The sequence below is a fragment of the Accumulibacter sp. genome, from assembly GCF_029255285.1.
Taxonomy (GTDB): domain Bacteria; phylum Pseudomonadota; class Gammaproteobacteria; order Burkholderiales; family Rhodocyclaceae; genus Accumulibacter.
Map to the genome: position 1 here is coordinate 165,282 of NZ_JAPUVI010000105.1, position 17,728 is coordinate 183,009.

The window sequence follows — 17,728 nt, forward strand, 5'->3', positions numbered from 1 at the left end:
GTCACATCGAGCGGCGCCACGGCGGTGGGTCGTTGCCAACTCGTGTGGCCGGCACACGCCCCCCGCGGTTCGCGCCCGGGCGGACTACTCGTCCGGGTCTTCACCGCGCACCAGAAGCAAGGAAGTCTGACCCTTGCGTACTAGGCGCTCGGCAACGCTACCGACAAAGAAACGCTCGATGCCGCGCCGGCCGTGGGTGCCGACGACCAGCAGGTCGGCTTGCCAGTCGGCCGCCGCATTGATCAACATGTCCGATACGTGCTTCTCCTCCGATTCGACGAGCTTGACTTCCGCGTCGATGCCGGCTGCCTTCGCTGCTTCCAGCAAGCGGCCGAGGAAGCCCTGCGCGCCAAGGCGCAGCCTGGCTTCGGTCTTGCCGACGCTGTTCGGCAGCATCATCGCCACTTCGCGCTGGGCGAGAATCGTTTCGTCGATGGCGTGACAGATGGCCATCCTGGCGCCGGTGGCCTTGGCCAGACTGATCGCGCTTTCCATGACCTGGCTAGTCATGAAGCTCTCATCGACGGCAACCATGATTCGCTTGTACATTGGTCTGGACTCCTCGTTTGGCAAAGTTGTCAGGCGGTGCCCAACAATAACACCGATCTCATTGACCGGGAACCGACACCTTGAGGCTGAGAGGCAGCCCGGCGACTACCAGCGTCACGCGTTCGCACAGCGCCGCAACGCGCTGGTTGAGCCGCCCCTGTTCGTCGGCGAACAGACGTGACAGTGCCGCCATCGGCACGACGCCGGCGCCGACTTCGTTCGATACCAGGATCACCTGCCCTGGCAGTTGCGGCAGTGTTTCGATCAGATCCCGTATCGCCCTCTCGAGCAGCGGGCAGCGTCGCGCCTGACCGGCTTCCGCCGGGCTTGCGGCGTCACCGGCGAAAAGCAGGTTGGACAGCCACAGAGTCAGACAATCGACCAACAGGCAAACCCCGGGCGCGGCGTGCCGGCGCAGCGCCACTGCCAGTTCGAGCGGCTCCTCGACCAACTGCCAGTCGGCACATCGACGTTCGCGATGCTGCGCGATACGTCGCGCCATCTCACCGTCGAGCGCTTGCGCCGTCGCGACGTATACGACCCGCAGGCCGCTCTCGCCGGCCCGGCGTTCGGCCAGCAGGCTCTTTCCCGAACGGGCGCCGCCGATGATCAGTTCTCGCATGGGCCGAAGCTTAGCATGCGCCGGGATGCGTATAATCGGCGTCTTTTTCCGGACTCGCCGCCGATGCACTTTTCCATTTCGCCAATCACCACCGTTCCCGGCCTGCAAGAGCGCATCGACGGGAAGACCAAGCCTCTCGGTTCGCTCGGCGAGATCGAAGGTCTGGCACGGCAGATCGGTCAGGTTCAGCGCTCATTGACGCCGCGTCTCGAGCAACCGCACCTGCTGGTTTTCGCCGCCGACCATGGTGCCGCGCATGCCGGCGTTTCAGCTTTTCCCCCGGAAGTGACTTGGCAAATGGTCGAAAACTTCCTCGCTGGCGGAGCCGCGATCAACGTCTTCGCTCGCCACTGCGGCCTGCAACTGCTGGTTATCGACGCCGGTGTCGCGCACGACTTCGGCCCGCGCGCCGGCCTGGTCGATGCCAAGATCGCTTTTGGAACGCGCAACTATCTCGAGCAGGCGGCGATGACCACCTTCGAACGCGATGCGGCGATGGCGCGCGGCGTGGCCATAGCGCGCGACCTCGCCGGCCGGGGCTGCCGGGCGATCGGCTTCGGCGAAATGGGAATCGGCAACACGGCCGCGGCGTCGCTGCTCACTCACCTGCTCACCGGTACGCCACTGGCCGACTGCGTCGGGCGCGGTACCGGCCTCGGTGACGCCGGTCTGGCACGCAAGCGGGCACTGCTGGCTCAGGCGGCACAACGCGCCGCCTTGCCACCGGAGGCCGACGTGTTGACCGTGCTCGCCGAGTTCGGTGGCTTCGAGATCGCCATGATGGCTGGCGCCATGCTCGCCGCCGCCGAGCGTCGCATCTTGCTGCTAATCGACGGGTTCATCGTCACCTCGGCGCTCCTCGTTGCCATGCGGATCGCGCCGGCGATTCGGGATTACTGCGTGTTCTGTCATCGCTCGGCCGAGCCCGGCCATCTGGCACAACTGCGCGCCCTGCAGGCCGAACCGCTGCTCGACCTCGGCCTGCGCCTCGGCGAGGGAACCGGCGCCGCGCTGGCTTGGCCACTGGTGCGCGCCGCCGCCGCCTTTCTCAACGAGATGGCCAGCTTCGAGTCGGCTGGGGTCAGCGCTCAGGACTGAGATCCGGCGGCTGGTGTTAGAGCAGCATCGCGACCACGCTACCACAGGACAGCGTCGCCAGCGTTCCGGAGATCAGGGTCCGCGGTCCAAGTTCGACGATCTCGGCACGCCGCTGAGGTGCCATGGCACACATTCCACCAAGCAGTATCCCGAGACTGCCCAGGTTGGCAAAACCGCACAAGGCATAGGTCATGATGATTCTGCTGCGCGGCGTCAGCGCTTCCGGAGCAAGGCGCGCCATGTCGAGGTAGGCCAGCAGTTCATTGAGCACCGTTTTGGTTCCCAGCAGTGAAGCGGCGACTGCCGACTCGGCCCAGGGAACTCCTGCCATCCAGGTCAGCGGAGCCATCAACCAGCCGAGCAGGCGCTGTAACGACAGGGGGCCGCCAGCCACCGTCGGCAGAAGACCAAGCAACTGGTTGAGCAAGCTCACCAGCGCCACCAGGACGACCAGCATGGCGACAATGTTGATCATCAACGTAGCGCCTTCGCCGGTACCGCGGGTGATGGCTTCCATCGTGCTGTGGTCGGTTCGCGGCAGTCGCAAGTGCCGTCCGGTCGGTCCGCCCTCGGGAGGAACCAGGATCACGGCAAAAACGATCGCCGCCGGAGCGCTGATGAACGAGGCGGCGACGATGTGGCCCAGGGCGTCAGGTATGACCGGGCCGAGAATGCTGGCGTACAGTGCCATTACCGTGCCGGCGACGCCAGCCATCCCGGCCGTCATGATGACGAACAGTTCGCCCCGGCTGACGTCGGCCAGATAGGGACGAATCAACAACGGCGCTTCGACCATGCCGACAAAGACGTTGGCCGCACTCGACATGCCGACCGCCCCGCCGACGCCCAGTATTCTCTCGAGCACCGCCGCGCAGCCGCGCACCAGGAAAGGCAATATCTGCCAGTGATACAGCACCGCCGACAACGCGCTCATGACCAGCACCACCGGCAGAGCCTGAAAGGCGAGAACGAAGCTGGCACCGGGCACGGTTTCCACGTACGGTAGCGGGGCTCCGCCGAGAAATCCGAAAACCAGGCTGCTTCCCTCGCGGCTGGCTGCCGCGATGGCCAGCAGAACATCATTGCACGAGGCGAACACCTCCCGCACCGTGGGCAGGTGAAAGATCAGCCAGGCCAGCGCGAACTGCAGGCCCATACCGCCGGCGACGGTTCGCCAAGGCACGGCGCGCCGTTGGCTGGAAAGACTCCAGGCCAGAGCCAGGAAGGAAAGGTAACCAAGTGCCGCTTGCAGAACGGGATTCATCTCGCCGGCTCCAGAAAACCGTCCAGTACGACGGCTCCCGCGGCAGCAAATTTTCGTCTCACCCTCTTGCTCTCCATCGTCGGCGATTCCGCGCCTTCTCCGGCCCTCGGCCGGCTGTGGCAAGAGCGAAGGCTTGTCCACCTTCGCCCTTCATCTGCCGGAATGACGACTATTTGTCCTTGGCTATTCCGGCTCGCGTATCCAGTTGCTTGCCGGTGTGCTCGAATTCCGGACGGATCTGGCTGACGGCGCGGTAAGCCGGCTGGATATGCGCTGCCGGCGTCGGCGGCACGTCGCGTAAAGGCACGGGAACGCCCAGCACCGGTTTGTCGGGTGCCGAGCGCGACCCGTAGTTGCGTTCGTAGCGCTCGAGAAAACGTCGCATCTGCTCGTAGTCCGGACATTTCAGCGGCGCCAGGCAACGGCCGAAGGCGTCATATACGATCGCTGGTGGCAGCACGCCATAGGGCGCCAGCCAGGGTCCGGCAGCGATCCCGCCAGCCACCACAATGCTGCCCGCGGTGGCGTCGACGGCCATCGAGGCAAGAACGAACAACAGAAGAGGGGACGTGCGCATGAGGAGCCCAGTGTAGCACCTCCAGGCGGCTCGACTCGGGGAGGCGATCGGCAGGATCCGGCGCCGGCCGGCGCCAGATGATGCGCGACCGAGTGCCGATGGAGTTGTCGAGTTGTGACGAAGTGAGCGGATTTTTTCGCCTCGGATCTGTAGAATCCATTCCATGCTGCGTCTTTGACAGTTGCCACGACGTGGGTCGCGAGGCCTGAAGAAATAACCGCAACGATTTCTTTGACATGAAATGCCCGAACTGCCTTTCCGAAGACACCCATCGCTCACGGCGGCGCGGTCCAAAGGAGGGAATGACCTTACGTCTGAAGCACCAGGCTCCTTATCGCTGCCGACAGTGCGGCGCGCGCTTCGTCGCCGCTGAGAACGAAGGAAGCACCGACGCTGTCCGCCGCCACCTCTCCTTTGCCGACTATCTGGGCCTCCGCGGTCCGACCCGTAAACTGCTTTCCGATCACGTGATCCTCGGCACGCTGATCTTTTTGTTGCTCGCCATCACGATCGCGCTATTGTTCGCCCTTGCCCTCGGGTGGATCGATCCGTTGTCCCTGCTCTCCGAATCGACCTGGAAACCGACGGCTGGCGAACTGGAACGTATAGCTCGTCAGTAATGGCCGGCGGCCTGTGAGCGCAATTCGCTTCGGCGAGACCAGCGTTCGCACTGCTGCAGCGCACAAGAATGTTGGCTCAATATACCGAGATTGATGATAAAATGATTAGTTGATCGACGTGCTAGCCGGTCAACCAATCAGCTTTTGGCTCGTTGTAATCTTTCCATTGTCGATAAGGAACCCCAACATGAAAAACTCCCTCCTCGTTGCTGCGCTGATCGCTCTTGCTGTTACCGCTTGTGGCAAGAAGGAAGAAGCCAAGCCGGCAGCAGCTCCGGCGGCGGCTCCTGCCGCAGCGGCTCCGGCAGCGGCCCCGGCGGCGGCTCCGGCAGCCGCCCCAGCAGCGGCCCCCGCGGCGGCTCCGGCAGCCGATGCCGCCAAGCCGGCCGATGCGGCCAAGCCGATGGATGCCGCCGCCGACAAGGCCAAGGAAGTTGCCGGCGCGGCCGCTCAAGGCGCTGCCGACGCGGCCAAGGACGCAATGAAGAAGTAGTTTTTGCAGGAAGCCGCAAAAAGCCGGCGCAAGCCGGCTTTTTTTACCTGCCCGGCGGCCCTACATCATCTGCCGCCAGTCGAAACCACTCTCCTGGTCGGCCACGCCGATCCAGTGTTCGCTACAGCCAAGTGTCGAGGCGAGCGCCTTGGCCGCCAGTTCCGGCCGATTGTTCTCCCGGCTCAGATGGGCGGCAACCAGGTGCTGCAGGCGCCGGGTGTCCACCTGACCGAGCAGAGCGGCTGCCTGTCCATTCTCGAGATGACCGAAGCGTCCCCCGACCCGACGTTTGAGTGCTGCCGGATAACGCGATCCAGCGAGCAAGGCCCGATCGTGATTGCACTCGAGGACCAAGGCATCGCAAGCGCGCAGCACGTCTACGATGTGCGGCGTGATCGCGCCCGTGTCGGTGAGTACGCCAAGACGGTGCTGACCGTCGCTAAAGGCGTACTGTATCGGCTCACGTGCGTCGTGTGGAACCGGAAACGGTCGTATTTCGAGTCCGCCGACGACAAATGGTGTGTCTCCGTCGACCATCCGGCATTCGGGCAGCGACGCCTGACGGCGTGCCGCCACCGCATAGGTCCCGTGCGTCAGGTAAACCGTCAGTTGGTGCCGACGGGCAAAGCTGAAGACACCAGCGATATGATCGCTGTGTTCGTGCGTCACGAGAATCGCCGTCAGGTCGCCCGGCGAGGCCCCTAGCCGGGCCAGTCTGGCGCTCAGCGCCGTGTTGGAGAAACCGCAATCAACCAGCACCTTCGTCTGGCCAGTATCGACGATCAGTGAATTGCCCTGACTGCCGCTGCCCAGCGACGCGAAGCGCATCATTTCAGTTGGTCGTAGAGCAGATTGAGAATCCTCTTCGATGTCTCGGACTGGTCCACCCCGCCCTCGAGCGTCAGCACCTGGACTGTCGACTTGCCGCCGTCGTCCTTTACGAAGATGCGGTACTGGGTCTGCGGCTTGGCGCTCGAACTCGACTTGAAGATATTGAGCTTCGAGAAAAAGCCTTCTTCCTTCTTCTCATTGTCGATTTCAGGGTCGACATAGCGAACGAAGTAAAGCCCTCGCGAGCGATCCCGGTCTTCGACCGTGAAACCGACGCGGTCGAGCGCCAGCCCGACGCGACGCCACGCCCGGTCAAAGGACTCCTCGACCTCGAGGGTACCGCTGCCGTCGACGCCGCGCGTCAGCTTGGCACGTTCGAGCGGCTTCTCCTGTGCCTCCTTGAGGGCCGCCGTGGCGCGCTTCTCCTCGCTGCCGAGGCGTACCATCAAACGACGCAGCATCTCCGCTTCGAGTTCCGGGTCAGCCGGACGCGGCTGCCATTTGGTCTGCTCCTTGCCCTCGGAAACGAAGATCTCGTACATTCCGCGGTGACTGATGAAAATATCGGTGGTTCCAGGCGTCGCGCCGGGTTCCAGGCGCGTGCGGAACTTGTCCCGCTCGGCCGTCGAGTAAACTGAATCCAGAACCTTGCCAAGGATGTTGCGGATGAAGTCCTGCGGAATCCGGGCACGGTTCTCGGCCCAGTCGGTTTCCATCACTCCGGCGTCGGGCAACTCGAGCTTGATGACAAAACCGGTTTCCTGCCAGAAATCCTTCACCTGTCCCCAAAGTTTGTCCGGCGAGCCGGCAGCGATCAGCCAGCGCTGGCTTCCCGAGCGCTCGATACGGGCGGTATCGACCTCGGGCAACACCTCGCTCTTTTGCTGCGCCCTCGCTTGTGGCGACCGCTCGGCGCTGTAGGCCGAAAAAGTGGCGGCGCCTTTGCCACCCGAGTCAGGCACCGCATAACGGTCGTCCCGGGTTGGCGACGTGAGGTCAGGCGGCACTTCGAGCGTCGGCACTCGGTTGCTGGATGCCGTCTTGTACTCGATTCTCTTCGGTTCGAGCAAGGAGCCACTGCAGCCGACTAGTGCGAGCAGCAGGAAAACCGAGCCGCAGCGCGATAAGAGACGATTCATCTGGCCACCTGGCGCTAGGCGAAAACGCCGGCCTGAGCCATGGCGGCACGAACCCGGTCGTGAAACTCCGGCGATAGTGGTGTCAGCGGCAGCCGCAGCCCGTCCTCGATGAGTCCAAGTTGCCGACACGCCCACTTGACGGGAATCGGGTTGGCCTCGCAGAACAACTGCCGATGCAGACCGAGCAGGCGGGCGTTCAACTCGCGCGCCCGGGCCACCTCACCGGCCAGCGCTGCGGCGCACATCTCGTGCATCAGCCGCGGGGCGACGTTGGCCACCACCGAAATGTCTCCCTGCGCACCCATGAGAATCAGCGGACAGGCGCTGGCGTCATCGCCGCTATAGACGGCGAAGTCAGCCGGCGCACGCGCGATCAGCTCGACGCCGCGATCCATGTTACCGGTCGCATCCTTGATTCCCACGACGTTCGGTATGGCCGCCAGGCGAAGTGCGGTGTCATTGCTCAGATCGGCGACGGTACGACCCGGCACGTTGTAGAGGATGATCGGGATGTCGACGGCTTCGGCGATCGTCCGGAAATGACGATAGAGCCCTTCCTGCGTCGGCTTGTTGTAATACGGCACGACCGACAACGCCGCGCTGGCGCCTGCCTGTCGGGCAAACCGCGTCAGTTCCATGGCCTCGGCGGTCGAATTGCCGCCCGTGCCGGCAATCACCGGGAGGCGTCCGGCAGCTTGGTCGACGACGACGCGGATCAACTCGCAATGTTCCTCGACGCTGACCGTTGGCGATTCCCCAGTCGTCCCGACGATGACGATGGCGTCAGTGCCTTCTTGCACATGAAAATCGACCAGGCGGCGAAGGCTAGGCAGGTCGAGGCTCCCGTCCGCATGCATCGGGGTGACAATCGCTACGATCGATCCAGTAATCATGGTCATGGACAGGCGCCGGAAAATTAACCGAAAGAGTCTCGCCGAGGCGACTCCGAGCGATGGATTCTAACCGAAGGCCGCGAGCTTGGCCATGAAAAACGCCGCCCGGCGGCGAACGGTGGGCGGCGTCAGGGCGTCCCGAGGATAGCCGGACTCAGAAGTCGGCCAGCGCCCTGAGGTGGGCGGCGACGCTGCGCGCCAGTGCCGACAGGCAGTAGCCTCCCTCGAGCATCGACACGATCCGTCCCTGAGCACAGTCATCGGCAAGCCACTTCAACTGCTCCGTCACCCACGAGTAGTCCTTCTCGAGCAGACGCAGGCCCCCCATCTCATCCTCGTAGTGGGCATCGAAACCCGCCGAAAAGAAGATCATCTCCGGCCGGAATTCGCGCAGACGCGGCATCCAGAGGTCGCTGACGACACGCCGGAACTCATCACTGTCCGCGCCTCGGCAAAGAGGAACGTTGACCATGTTGGCGGCCGGGTGCTCCGTGCCACTGTAGGGGTAAAAAGGATGCTGAAAGATGCTGACCATCAGCACGTGCTCGTTGCCCTTGAAGCAATCCTCGGTACCGTTGCCATGGTGCACGTCGAAATCGACCACCGCGACCCGCGTCAGCTTGTGTGCTTCCAGCGCATGTGCCGCGGCAACGGCAATGTTGTTGAAAAAACAGAAGCCCATCGCCGTCGCGCGCTCAGCATGATGACCTGGTGGCCGGACGGCACAGAAGGCGTTGCGGACCTCGCCGCGCATCACCAGGTCCACCGCCATCACCCCGGCACCGGCTGCGCGCAATGCCGCTTGCCAAGTATGTCGGTTCATCGCGGTGTCCGGGTCCAGGTGGACGATTCCCAACTCGGGCGAGGCACGCTTCAGGCGCTCGAGATGTGCCGCGGAGTGCACGCGCCGCAGCTGCCGCAAGGTTGCCAGCGGAGCCTCGTGATATACGAAGTAGGAATCCAGTCCTTGGGCAATAAGATGGTCGCTGATCGCAGTCAGCCGATCCGGCGACTCCGGATGGTAGGAACCCATGTCGTGCAGTTGGCAGTCGCGGTGGGTAATGAATGCGGTGCTGGTCACTGTTGCCTTTCTGCCGCACCTTCAAGCCGCCGTGGGCGTAGAAATCTGCGGGAAATCGAGTTATCGGCCGATGGTTTATTATCATCCCAATTGCCCCACGACGACAAGCCATGCTGCCTGCCAAGCGACAATCCGCGATCACCGAAGTCCTCGCCGCCGCCGATGCCGTGATTCTCGGGAAGAGCACGCAGACACGACTCGCTCTTTGCTGCCTGCTGGCCAGAGGCCACTTGCTGATCGAAGACCTGCCGGGCGTCGGTAAGACAACGCTGGCGCACACCCTGGCTCGCCTGCTTGGCTTTCAGTTTTCGCGCATCCAGTTCACCAGTGACATGTTGCCGGCCGACATTCTCGGCGTTTCGATTTTCGACCGCGAGCAGGCTACTTTCCGCTTCCTGCCCGGACCGGTGTTTTGCCAGATCCTGTTGGCCGACGAGATCAACCGTGCCACACCCAAGACCCAGAGTGCTTTGCTCGAAGCCATGGAGGAAGGGCAAGTGACCACAGAAGGTATAACGCGGCCCTTGCCAGAACCATTTTTTGTGATCGCGACCCAAAATCCATCGAGCCAGATCGGCACGTTTCCCCTGCCGGAATCGCAACTCGACCGCTTTCTGCTGCGTATCGAACTCGGTTACCCCGACCACGACGCCGAGCGCTTGCTGCTCGAGGGCGGGGGCCGCCGCGAGCACTTGTCGGCGCTGGCCGCACGCCTGGCGCCGGGGGAGTTCGCCCCGCTGCAGCAGCAAGCGGCCAGCGTGTACACTTCTCCGGCCTTGCTCGATTACTTGCAACTCCTGGTCGCCGCGACGCGTAACGAACCGCGCTTTGTCCATGGACTCAGTCCACGCGCTGCGCTGTCGCTGCTTGCCGCGGCGCGTGCCTGGGCCTTCACCGGTGGCCGCGACATGGTCCTGCCGGAAGACGTGCAGGCCATCTTGCCGGCGGTTGCCCGTCACCGCCTGCGGCTGGTGAACGGCAGTCATGCCGACGCCGAGGACATCGCTGCGCTGGTGCGCTCGGTGCCACTACTTTGATGCGCCGCCTGGCATCGCTGCCGCGTTGCTTGTTCCGCCTTCGCCGCGACGAACAGTTGCCGATTGTCCTGACGCAACGTCGGATTTTCATCCTACCGACACGCGGCGGCGTCCTTTTTACCGTCGTTCTCGCGGTCATGCTGATCGGCGCCATCAACTACAACCTGAGCCTCGGGCACGCACTGGTTTTCCTGCTCGCCGGGCTTGGCATCGTCGCCATGATCCACACCTTCCGCAATCTATACGGCCTGCGTTTGACGCCTGGGCGGGCCGAAGCCGTATTTGCCGGCGAACTGGTGCGCTTTCCGATGCAGGTCGACAATCCCCACCAGCCACCGCGGCGCGCGCTCGAGTTCTCTTTCGCTGCCCAGCCAGTGGTCACCGTGAACGTTCCGGCGGCCGGTCACGCAACGCTGGCCATTCCGTTTCTGGCGCGGCGACGTGGCCGCCTTGACCCGGGTCGACTGACGCTGTCGACACGCTATCCACTCGGGTTGTTTCGCGCCTGGAGTTATCCCCACCCGATGCTGTCGTGCGTGGTCTATCCCAGGCCGATCCGCACGCCGCTACCGGCATCGTCGTTGACCAGCGATGCCGGCCGCCACCAGGGCGAGGGAGGGCAAGAGGATTTCGCGGGCTTGCGGCCGCGCCAGATCAGCGACCCGACCCGGCATATCGCCTGGAAGGCGGTCGCCCGGCGAAGCGACGAGCAGCCGCTGCTGGTGAAGCACTTTGCCGGAGGGTCGGCAGAGGAATTGTGGCTCGACTGGTCTTTGACCTCCGGTGAAGGCGATCCCGAAGTGCGCCTGTCGATTCTCGCCGGGTGGATCATGGGGGCCGAAGAGCAGGAGCTGCGCTACGGCCTGCGCCTGCCGGAACATACGGTTCTACCCGCCCAGGGCCCGGCGCACCGGGCCGACTGCCTGCAGGTGTTGGCCTTGCACGGTCAGCCGGACAGATGAGCCGGGCAACGGCGGTAGCTCTGGCGCCGGACGTGGTGCCGTGGCTGCTGGCAGTCGCCTTGGTCACCGCGGCGCCACACGCGGAGCACCTGCCACTCTGGTTGTCGCTGGTGGTTGTCGCCGCGCTGCTCTGGCGAACCTGGTTGTGGTACCGGCGACGTCGCCTGCCACCGTCCTGGGTGTTGGCCATACTGGTCGCCGGCAGTGCCGCAGGCATCGGCTGGCAGTTCCACACCTTGCTGGGCAAGGACGCCGGGGTGGCCCTGCTGGTGGTCTTCATGGCCCTCAAGCCGCTTGAGATCACGACCCGGCGCGATGCCATGGTGGCCATCATGCTTGGCTACTTCCTCCTGCTCACCCATTACCTCTATTCGCAGAGCATCCCTACCGGCATCTGGCTACTGGCCGCCATCACCGTGCTGACGGCCGCGTTGATCCGCCTGCACGGCGGACCTCAGCCGATCCCCGTGCTCGCTCGTCAGGCCGCTGTTCTGCTCGCCCAGGCCCTGCCCTTCATGCTGATACTCTACGTTCTCTTCCCGCGTGTTTCCGGTCCGCTCTGGGGTTTGCCGCAGGACGCCCATTCCGGACTCAGCGGTTTGCCCGAGCAGATGTCGCCAGGATCGATCAGCCATCTCAGCCGCTCGGGAGCGATCGCTTTTCGCAGCCTCTTTGTCGGCGAGTTGCCGGAGAAATCGGAACTCTACTGGCGCGGCCCGGTGTTCGATGACTACGACGGACTGACCTGGCGCCCGCGTAGCGCCGCCACCCGCCAGCCGAAGCCGGCGCTGGCGCCGGTCATCGTCGCCGAAGGCCGCCGCTATGCCTATACGACCATCCTCGAGGCGCACAACCAGCGCTGGTTACTGGCGCTCGATCTACCAACCAGTCTTCCCCCCGACAGTGCGCTGGCACCTAGTCTCGAACTCCTGGCACGCGAACCGTTGCGCGTCAGAGCACGGTTCTCCCTGGTCTCGGTTCTGGACTATCGCGCCAACGTCGTCGAAACATCGGCGACGCTGCAACAGGCGCTCGTTTTGCCGGAGGGGCTCAACCCGAGAAGCCGCGCCTTGGCTGGCGAGTGGCAATCGCGAAACGCCGAGCAAATCGCCGAAACCGCGCTCGCCATGTTCCGCGACCAGCACTTCTACTACACGCTGCAGCCTCCGCTGCTCGGCTCCGACGCCATGGACGACTTCTTGTTCACGACGCGCCGCGGTTTCTGCGAGCACTACGCCTCGGCCTTCGTCTTTCTGATGCGCGCGGCCGGCGTTCCGGCGCGCGTCGTCGCCGGTTACCAGGGTGGCGAGCTCAATCCGGTCGACGGCTACCTCACCGTTCGTCAATCCGACGCGCATGCCTGGGGCGAAATCTGGCTCGCCGGACGAGGCTGGGTGCGTGTCGATCCGACCGCCGCGGTTGCCCCGTCGCGCATCGAACAGGGTATCGCCGCCGCGCTGAACGAGGGCGAACCGCTGCCCGTCGTCGTTCGTCTGGACACGGCCTGGCTCCGGCAACTGCGCAACCGCTGGGAAGCCGCCAACAACACCTGGAATCAATGGGTACTCGGTTACAATCCGCAGCGCCAGCGCGAACTGCTGACCCGGCTTGGCCTGCCCGACCCCGATTGGCAGCGCATGACGGCCGCGCTGACGGCCCTTAGCGTGGCCGCCCTTCTGCTCGTCGTGCTGTGGAGTCTGCCGACGCGCCCGGCCATCGATCCGGCGCAACGCGCCTGGCGAAGGTACTGCGCCGAGCTGGCGCGAAGAGGCGTGACGCGTGCCGCCTGGGAGGGGCCGCTCGCTTTCGCGCAGCGGGTGGCGAGCGAAAGGCCCGATCTCGCCGCAGCGACCAGCGAAGCCGCCGCTTGCTACGCGGCGCTACGCTACGGTCGCGCAGGCGGCGAACAGCTGCGCCGGTTGCAACGTTGCCGATACGGACTGCCACCACGAAGGAGAAGGAAAGCTTGAAGACAAAACTTGCCGTCAGTCTGTGGTCGGCGCTGCTCGGTGGCCTGCTGGCCTTGCCCGTTCACTCGCAGCCGGCGCCAGGGTTCAGTCAGGAGCCCGAGGTCAAGGCTTTCATCGTCGACATGCATGAGCAGCACGGTTTCGACGTGGCACACCTGACGCGCCAGTTCGCCGCCATCCGGCCGAACGCGACCGTTCTGCGCGCCATCCGCCCACCAGCGGTGCCCGAGATGCAGCGCTCGTGGCAACGTTATCGCGAGCGCTTCGTCAACAGCCGCCGGGTCGACGGCGGCCTGCGCTACTGGCAGAAACACGGCGCCACGCTGCAGCGGGCCGAAGCGATTTACGGCGTGGCGCCGGAAATCATCGTCGCGATCATCGGCGTCGAGACCGAGTACGGCCAGAACATGGGCAGTTTCGGCGTTCTCGAGGCACTGGCCTCGCTCGCCTTCCACTACCCTCCACGGGCGGAGTTCTTTCGCGGCGAACTCGAGCAGTTCCTCCTGCTGGCGCGCGAGAACGGCGTAAGCCCGCTAGACATCAAGGGTTCGTATGCCGGTGCAATCGGCATCCCGCAGTTCATGCCGGGCAGTCAGCGTCGCTTCGCGGTCGACTTCGACAACGACGATCGCATCGATCTGCGCCATAGCAACGCGGATGCGATCGGCAGCGTCGCGCGCTATCTGAACCAGCACGGTTGGCAGAAAGGTGCCCCGGTTGCCGTACCGGCCAGCGTCAATGGCGATCCTGCGGCGCTGATTGCCGCCGGCATCAAACCGACGCTGCGCATACGCGAACTCGCCAGCCAGGGGGTCGTCGCCGACAGCCGGATGTCCCCGGCCGATGCCGAAAAACCGGCAGCGCTGATCGATCTCGTCAGCCCCGGAGCGCCCACCGGCTACTGGCTAGGCTTCGACAATTTCTATGCGATTACGCGCTACAACCGCTCGAGCTTCTACGCGATGGCGGTTTTCCAGCTCGCCGAAGCGCTGCGCGAGGCGCGCCACGAACCGGCGGCGGAACGTTAGAACAAATTGTCCGAAGTGACGCCGCCGCGCCGGATGATGCGGCGAAGCTGGTCGAGAGCTTCGATCTGAATCTGGCGGACGCGTTCGCGAGTCAGATTCAGATCGAAGGCGATCTCCTCAAGGGTCGAGGTTTCGCCACCGCCAAGACCGTAACGGCGTTCGAGAACCTGGCGCTGTTTTTCGCCGAGTTGCCCGAGCCAGTGGCGCAACAAATCACCAAGTTCGTTCGTCTGCAGAAGTTCATCCGGATCGAGCAAACTGTCGTCGGCGATCAAATCGCCGACCGTCTGGCTGGGATCGATCTGCAAAGGTGCGTCAAGCGAGGCGATACGTTCGTTCAGCACCATAACGCGACGCACTTCGTCGACCGGCCGGTCGATCAGATGGGCAATCCGGTCAGCGCAAATGTCCCGCCCGTCGGCCGATTCGAGATGGCGAATGGCGCGCAGTACCAGGTTGATGTCCTTGACCACGTGCACTGGCAGGCGAATCGTTCGCGACTGGTTCATGATCGCGCGCTCGATACCCTGCCGGATCCACCAGGTGGCGTAGGTCGAGAAACGGAAGCCGCGCTCGGGATCGAATTTCTCGATCGCGTGGATAAGGCCGAGGTTTCCCTCCTCGATCAGGTCGAGCAGCGGAACGCCCCGGTTCAGGTAGTGCTTGGCGATATTGACGACGAGCCGCAGGTTGTGCTCGATCATCTTCTGTCGCGCCGCGAAGTCTCCGGCACGCGCTCGCCGGGCCCACTGGATCTCCTCGCCCGGAGAGAGCAGCGGCTTGGCGCCGATGTCGTTCAGGTAATGCTGGGTGACGTCGTTGAGCAGTTCCGCCTCTGGCGACGCGGGAGGGCTTTCCAGCTCACGCGGCGGCAGTTCGACCGAGAACTCCGGCGCCTGGAAGTCTTCCAGAAGATCGGGCTCGCGGTCGAAATCGTCCGCCATGATCAACGCGGCGGCAGGTACTTGAGCGGGTCCACCGGCTTGACCTGGCGCCTGACCTCGAAGTGCAACTTAACTTGGTCGGCATCGGTGTTGCCCATCTCTGCGATCTTCTGTCCCTTGTTCACACTCTGGCCTTCTTTCACCAGTACGTTCTGGTTGTGCGCGTAAGCCGTGACATAGTTGTTGTTGTGCTTGATGATCACCAGCTTGCCGTAGCCACGCAGACCGGTGCCACTATAGACGACCTTGCCGCCGCTGGCCGCCAGCACCGGATCCCCAGCCTTCCCAGCAATGTCGATACCCTTGTTGCCGCCCTCGCTGAAGGTGCCGATCAACTTGCCGCTGGCCGGCCAAGCCCAGACGATTTCCTCGTTGCCTGCGGCGACCTCGCCGGCCGGCACTTCGGGCTGGGCCTCGGGCCGGCTTTCTGCGCGCACGGCGGGCTTAGCTTCCGGCTTGGCCTCCGGTTTCGCGTCGACCTTCGCGACCGGCGACACCGCCGCCACCGCTTCGGCGGGCTTCTGTTGCGCCGCGGCCTGCGCCCGCGCCAGCGCCTGATCGGAGTAAGGCTCTTTACCCGCCTTGGGCTCGCGCTTGAGTGTCTGGCCAGCACCGTCGAGCGAGCGCTGCTCGACCGGCGATGCCGTTACCACCGGCCGGACGGTCGCCGTATCGGCGCTGGGCACCGCTCCCGGAGCCTTGACCCGCAACACCTGACCGACCAGGATCCGATTCGGGTTCTCGAGCGCGTTCCAGGCGACCAGATCCCGATAGTCGACCCCTTGATCGAGCGCGATCGAATACAGCGTGTCACCCTTCTTGACCAGGTAACCGTCCTTGCCGACGATCGCGGTGGCCGCCGATGGCGTTGCCACTTGACCGCCACGCTCGATCATGGGTACCGGTGTTTGGCCGGCGCAGCCCGCCAAAAGCAGCGCCAAGGTCAGCATCAGCCCGGGTCGGGTGAAAAGCCATTGATCCTTCATTCGACTCCCGACAATAGCGGAACAAAACGAACGGTATCGAGACGCGTTTCGACATAGCCCTCGGTGCGATGTTCGATCAAGGCGAGATATTGTGTCGCCCCGCCGAGCGGCAGGATCATCCGGCCGCCCGGCGCCAGTTGCCGCAACAAGGGAGGCGGCACGCGCAACGCCGCGGCGGCGACAATGATCGTATCGAAAGGCGCCGCTTCCGGCAGACCGAGTTGCCCATCGGCGTGCTTCAGGCGTACATTCAGTTGCTTGATCGCGCGCAGATTGAGTCTGGCCTTGGCCAGCAAGGGCTCGATGCGTTCGATGGCATACACCTCGTCGGTCAGTTGCGCGAGAACAGCCGCCTGGTAGCCGCAGCCAGCACCGATCTCCAGCGTCTTGCCGAGCTGCCGGCCAGCGCGCAGGGCTTCGATCATGCGCGCCACGACGTAGGGCTGCGAAATCGTCTGCGCAAAGCCGAGCGGCAGGGCGGTATCCTCGTAGGCACGCGAGGCGAGCGCTTCTTCGACAAAGGCATGGCGCGGCACGGCGGCGATTGCCGCCAGTACCTCCTCGTCGCTGATGCCCTGTTCGCGCAGCCGCTCGATCATGCGCGTCCGCGTGCGCTGCGAGGTCATCCCGAAACCGAAAACGGCGCCACTCATTGCGTCAGCCAGCCGCGCACCAGCGACAACTGCGCGTTGTGCGTCAGATCGATCTGCAAGGGTGTGACGGAAACCTGATCATTCTGCACGGCGTAGAAATCGGTACCTTCGCCAGCATCCTGCGCGGCGCCGGCGGCTCCGACCCAGTAGACCGTCTCGTTGCGTGGCGAAATCGTTGGTACCACCGGTTCTGCCTTGTGACGCTTGCCGAGCCGCGTAACGACGAAACCACGCAGCCGATCGTAGGCTACGTCGGGGACGTTGACGTTGAGCAGCACGGGCTCGTTCAGCGACTGCTTCTGCAACAGGCCGACCAGTTCGCAGGCCACTCGTGCCGCTGTCGCGAAATGCTCGCCAACCTTACTGCAGAGCGAAATCGCCAACGACGGAACGCCGAGCAGAAAACCCTCGGTAGCCGCTGCGATGGTCCCCGAATAGATTGTATCGTCGCCCATGTTGGCGCCAATGTTGATCCCGGAAACCACCATGTCCGGCAGTTCGTCGAGCATCCCGGTAACCGCCAGGTGGACGCAGTCGGTCGGCGTGCCATTGACGTAATAGAAGCCGCTCGCGGCGCGCCTTAGCGAAAGAGGGCGGTCCAGGGTCAGCGAATTGCTCGCCCCACTGCGGTCGCGTTCCGGCGCAACCACGGTAATCTCCGCCATCTCCGACAGGGCGCGCGCCAAGTGGTCGATCCCCGGCGCGAAGTAGCCATCATCGTTACAAAGCAGGATCCGCATAAACCGTCCACAAACGTCCACCAACACCGGTTGCCAGGCACGAAAACCGACAGCCTGCCGCCTATCTTCCTTGCTTGCCAGTGCGGCCGCTGAAACCCTGCGGGACAAGCATCGGTCCCGGCCGGCCGCCAGCCATCGACAGCAGCTGCTTCCGCTTGGCGCTCCAAGAGCCTTGTCAGACGACGCTCGGATTCGCCAAAAAACTCTCTAGAACAGGGTCTTGCGACGGCAAACGACAGCC

Annotated in this window: 19 protein-coding genes; 7 read left to right on the plus strand and 12 right to left on the minus strand. The window is 64.1% G+C overall.

What is annotated here, in order from left to right; all coding sequences use genetic code 11:
• Positions 1 to 84: 84 nt before the first annotated feature.
• Together Q1M07_RS16015 and cobU are read right to left on the minus strand one after the other, a co-directional pair.
• Complete coding sequence (locus Q1M07_RS16015; protein ID WP_300455240.1) at positions 85 to 549, minus strand: universal stress protein; 465 nt, start codon at positions 547 to 549, stop codon at positions 85 to 87.
• A 58-nt stretch (positions 550 to 607) separates the two neighbouring features.
• Complete coding sequence (gene cobU / locus Q1M07_RS16020; RefSeq protein WP_300455242.1) at positions 608 to 1,171, minus strand: bifunctional adenosylcobinamide kinase/adenosylcobinamide-phosphate guanylyltransferase; 564 nt, start codon at positions 1,169 to 1,171, stop codon at positions 608 to 610.
• A 63-nt stretch (positions 1,172 to 1,234) separates the two neighbouring features.
• Between cobU and cobT the strand changes: the two genes are divergently transcribed.
• On the plus strand, positions 1,235 to 2,269 hold the full coding sequence (cobT, locus tag Q1M07_RS16025) for a nicotinate-nucleotide--dimethylbenzimidazole phosphoribosyltransferase (RefSeq protein WP_300455244.1): 1,035 nt from the start codon (positions 1,235 to 1,237) through the stop codon (positions 2,267 to 2,269).
• A 16-nt stretch (positions 2,270 to 2,285) separates the two neighbouring features.
• Here the strand turns inward: cobT and Q1M07_RS16030 are convergent, their stop codons facing one another.
• Entirely contained in the window at positions 2,286 to 3,533 is a 1,248-nt protein-coding gene (locus Q1M07_RS16030) for a nucleoside transporter C-terminal domain-containing protein (RefSeq protein ID WP_300455247.1), read from the minus strand.
• A 169-nt stretch (positions 3,534 to 3,702) separates the two neighbouring features.
• The gene (locus Q1M07_RS16035) at positions 3,703 to 4,110 is read right to left on the minus strand and encodes a hypothetical protein (protein WP_300455250.1); all 408 of its coding nucleotides are present in this window, start codon (positions 4,108 to 4,110) and stop codon (positions 3,703 to 3,705) included.
• A 302-nt stretch (positions 4,111 to 4,412) separates the two neighbouring features.
• On the opposite strand from Q1M07_RS16035, the gene Q1M07_RS16040 reads away from it, so the two are divergent.
• Together Q1M07_RS16040 and Q1M07_RS16045 are read left to right on the plus strand one after the other, a co-directional pair.
• Positions 4,413 to 4,730, plus strand: a complete 318-nt coding sequence (locus tag Q1M07_RS16040) for a hypothetical protein (RefSeq protein WP_300455253.1) — start codon at positions 4,413 to 4,415, stop codon at positions 4,728 to 4,730.
• A 187-nt stretch (positions 4,731 to 4,917) separates the two neighbouring features.
• Positions 4,918 to 5,223 (plus strand): hypothetical protein, encoded by a 306-nt coding sequence (locus Q1M07_RS16045; RefSeq protein WP_300455256.1) that lies wholly within the window; start codon positions 4,918 to 4,920, stop codon positions 5,221 to 5,223.
• Between the two features lie 60 nt (positions 5,224 to 5,283).
• Here Q1M07_RS16045 and Q1M07_RS16050 read toward each other — a convergent pair whose 3' ends face one another.
• The 4 genes from Q1M07_RS16050 to Q1M07_RS16065 all read right to left on the minus strand — a co-directional run bounded on the left by Q1M07_RS16050 (position 5,284) and on the right by Q1M07_RS16065 (position 9,167).
• On the minus strand, positions 5,284 to 6,051 hold the full coding sequence (locus Q1M07_RS16050) for an MBL fold metallo-hydrolase (protein WP_300455383.1): 768 nt from the start codon (positions 6,049 to 6,051) through the stop codon (positions 5,284 to 5,286).
• The gene (bamC, locus tag Q1M07_RS16055) at positions 6,051 to 7,193 is read right to left on the minus strand and encodes an outer membrane protein assembly factor BamC (protein WP_300455259.1); all 1,143 of its coding nucleotides are present in this window, start codon (positions 7,191 to 7,193) and stop codon (positions 6,051 to 6,053) included. Before bamC ends, Q1M07_RS16050 begins: the two co-directional genes overlap by 1 nt.
• A gap of 14 nt (positions 7,194 to 7,207) precedes the next feature.
• Complete coding sequence (dapA, locus tag Q1M07_RS16060) at positions 7,208 to 8,086, minus strand: 4-hydroxy-tetrahydrodipicolinate synthase (protein WP_300455385.1); 879 nt, start codon at positions 8,084 to 8,086, stop codon at positions 7,208 to 7,210.
• A gap of 154 nt (positions 8,087 to 8,240) precedes the next feature.
• Entirely contained in the window at positions 8,241 to 9,167 is a 927-nt protein-coding gene (locus tag Q1M07_RS16065) for a histone deacetylase family protein (RefSeq protein ID WP_300455262.1), read from the minus strand.
• Positions 9,168 to 9,277: 110 nt separating this feature from the next.
• Here Q1M07_RS16065 and Q1M07_RS16070 point away from each other — a divergent pair, with 110 nt between their 5' ends.
• From Q1M07_RS16070 to mltB, 4 genes are read left to right on the plus strand one after another with little or no spacing between them, the layout of a single operon-like run.
• On the plus strand, positions 9,278 to 10,204 hold the full coding sequence (locus Q1M07_RS16070) for an AAA family ATPase (RefSeq protein WP_300455265.1): 927 nt from the start codon (positions 9,278 to 9,280) through the stop codon (positions 10,202 to 10,204).
• The gene (locus tag Q1M07_RS16075) at positions 10,204 to 11,166 is read left to right on the plus strand and encodes a DUF58 domain-containing protein (RefSeq protein ID WP_300455268.1); all 963 of its coding nucleotides are present in this window, start codon (positions 10,204 to 10,206) and stop codon (positions 11,164 to 11,166) included. The genes Q1M07_RS16070 and Q1M07_RS16075 overlap by 1 nt, the downstream gene beginning before the upstream one ends.
• Positions 11,163 to 13,136: a DUF3488 and transglutaminase-like domain-containing protein gene (locus Q1M07_RS16080; RefSeq protein ID WP_300455270.1), complete on the plus strand. Its 1,974-nt coding sequence runs from the start codon at positions 11,163 to 11,165 to the stop codon at positions 13,134 to 13,136. Before Q1M07_RS16075 ends, Q1M07_RS16080 begins: the two co-directional genes overlap by 4 nt.
• Positions 13,133 to 14,164 carry a lytic murein transglycosylase B gene (gene mltB / locus Q1M07_RS16085; RefSeq protein ID WP_300455273.1) on the plus strand — a complete coding sequence of 344 codons (1,032 nt, stop codon included), beginning with the start codon at positions 13,133 to 13,135 and terminating at the stop codon, positions 14,162 to 14,164. The genes Q1M07_RS16080 and mltB overlap by 4 nt, the downstream gene beginning before the upstream one ends.
• Here the strand turns inward: mltB and rpoS are convergent.
• The 4 genes from rpoS to surE are packed head-to-tail and all read right to left on the minus strand — an operon-like array spanning position 14,161 to position 17,487.
• Positions 14,161 to 15,108 (minus strand): RNA polymerase sigma factor RpoS, encoded by a 948-nt coding sequence (gene rpoS / locus Q1M07_RS16090; protein ID WP_300455276.1) that lies wholly within the window; start codon positions 15,106 to 15,108, stop codon positions 14,161 to 14,163. The genes mltB and rpoS overlap by 4 nt on opposite strands.
• Before the next feature lie 2 nt (positions 15,109 to 15,110).
• Positions 15,111 to 16,094, minus strand: a complete 984-nt coding sequence (locus Q1M07_RS16095; protein ID WP_300455280.1) for a peptidoglycan DD-metalloendopeptidase family protein — start codon at positions 16,092 to 16,094, stop codon at positions 15,111 to 15,113.
• Positions 16,091 to 16,747 carry a protein-L-isoaspartate(D-aspartate) O-methyltransferase gene (locus tag Q1M07_RS16100; RefSeq protein ID WP_300455283.1) on the minus strand — a complete coding sequence of 219 codons (657 nt, stop codon included), beginning with the start codon at positions 16,745 to 16,747 and terminating at the stop codon, positions 16,091 to 16,093. Before Q1M07_RS16100 ends, Q1M07_RS16095 begins: the two co-directional genes overlap by 4 nt.
• Complete coding sequence (gene surE / locus Q1M07_RS16105; RefSeq protein WP_300455286.1) at positions 16,744 to 17,487, minus strand: 5'/3'-nucleotidase SurE; 744 nt, start codon at positions 17,485 to 17,487, stop codon at positions 16,744 to 16,746. Before surE ends, Q1M07_RS16100 begins: the two co-directional genes overlap by 4 nt.
• Positions 17,488 to 17,728: the final 241 nt, after the last annotated feature.

Bases quoted from the DNA above. Each gene is read 5' to 3' on its own strand.
- Q1M07_RS16015 (WP_300455240.1), bottom strand. From the start codon at position 549: ATGTACAAGCGAATCATGGTTGCCGTCGATGAGAGCTTCATGACTAGC.
- cobU (WP_300455242.1), bottom strand. From the start codon at position 1,171: ATGCGAGAACTGATCATCGGCGGCGCCCGTTCGGGAAAGAGCCTGCTG.
- cobT (WP_300455244.1), top strand. From the start codon at position 1,235: ATGCACTTTTCCATTTCGCCAATCACCACCGTTCCCGGCCTGCAAGAG.
- Q1M07_RS16030 (WP_300455247.1), bottom strand. From the start codon at position 3,533: ATGAATCCCGTTCTGCAAGCGGCACTTGGTTACCTTTCCTTCCTGGCT.
- Q1M07_RS16035 (WP_300455250.1), bottom strand. From the start codon at position 4,110: ATGCGCACGTCCCCTCTTCTGTTGTTCGTTCTTGCCTCGATGGCCGTC.
- Q1M07_RS16040 (WP_300455253.1), top strand. From the start codon at position 4,413: ATGACCTTACGTCTGAAGCACCAGGCTCCTTATCGCTGCCGACAGTGC.
- Q1M07_RS16045 (WP_300455256.1), top strand. From the start codon at position 4,918: ATGAAAAACTCCCTCCTCGTTGCTGCGCTGATCGCTCTTGCTGTTACC.
- Q1M07_RS16050 (WP_300455383.1), bottom strand. From the start codon at position 6,051: ATGCGCTTCGCGTCGCTGGGCAGCGGCAGTCAGGGCAATTCACTGATC.
- bamC (WP_300455259.1), bottom strand. From the start codon at position 7,193: ATGAATCGTCTCTTATCGCGCTGCGGCTCGGTTTTCCTGCTGCTCGCA.
- dapA (WP_300455385.1), bottom strand. From the start codon at position 8,086: ATGATTACTGGATCGATCGTAGCGATTGTCACCCCGATGCATGCGGAC.
- Q1M07_RS16070 (WP_300455265.1), top strand. From the start codon at position 9,278: ATGCTGCCTGCCAAGCGACAATCCGCGATCACCGAAGTCCTCGCCGCC.
- Q1M07_RS16075 (WP_300455268.1), top strand. From the start codon at position 10,204: ATGCGCCGCCTGGCATCGCTGCCGCGTTGCTTGTTCCGCCTTCGCCGC.
- Q1M07_RS16080 (WP_300455270.1), top strand. From the start codon at position 11,163: ATGAGCCGGGCAACGGCGGTAGCTCTGGCGCCGGACGTGGTGCCGTGG.
- rpoS (WP_300455276.1), bottom strand. From the start codon at position 15,108: ATGGCGGACGATTTCGACCGCGAGCCCGATCTTCTGGAAGACTTCCAG.
- Q1M07_RS16095 (WP_300455280.1), bottom strand. From the start codon at position 16,094: ATGAAGGATCAATGGCTTTTCACCCGACCCGGGCTGATGCTGACCTTG.
- Q1M07_RS16100 (WP_300455283.1), bottom strand. From the start codon at position 16,747: ATGAGTGGCGCCGTTTTCGGTTTCGGGATGACCTCGCAGCGCACGCGG.
- surE (WP_300455286.1), bottom strand. From the start codon at position 17,487: ATGCGGATCCTGCTTTGTAACGATGATGGCTACTTCGCGCCGGGGATC.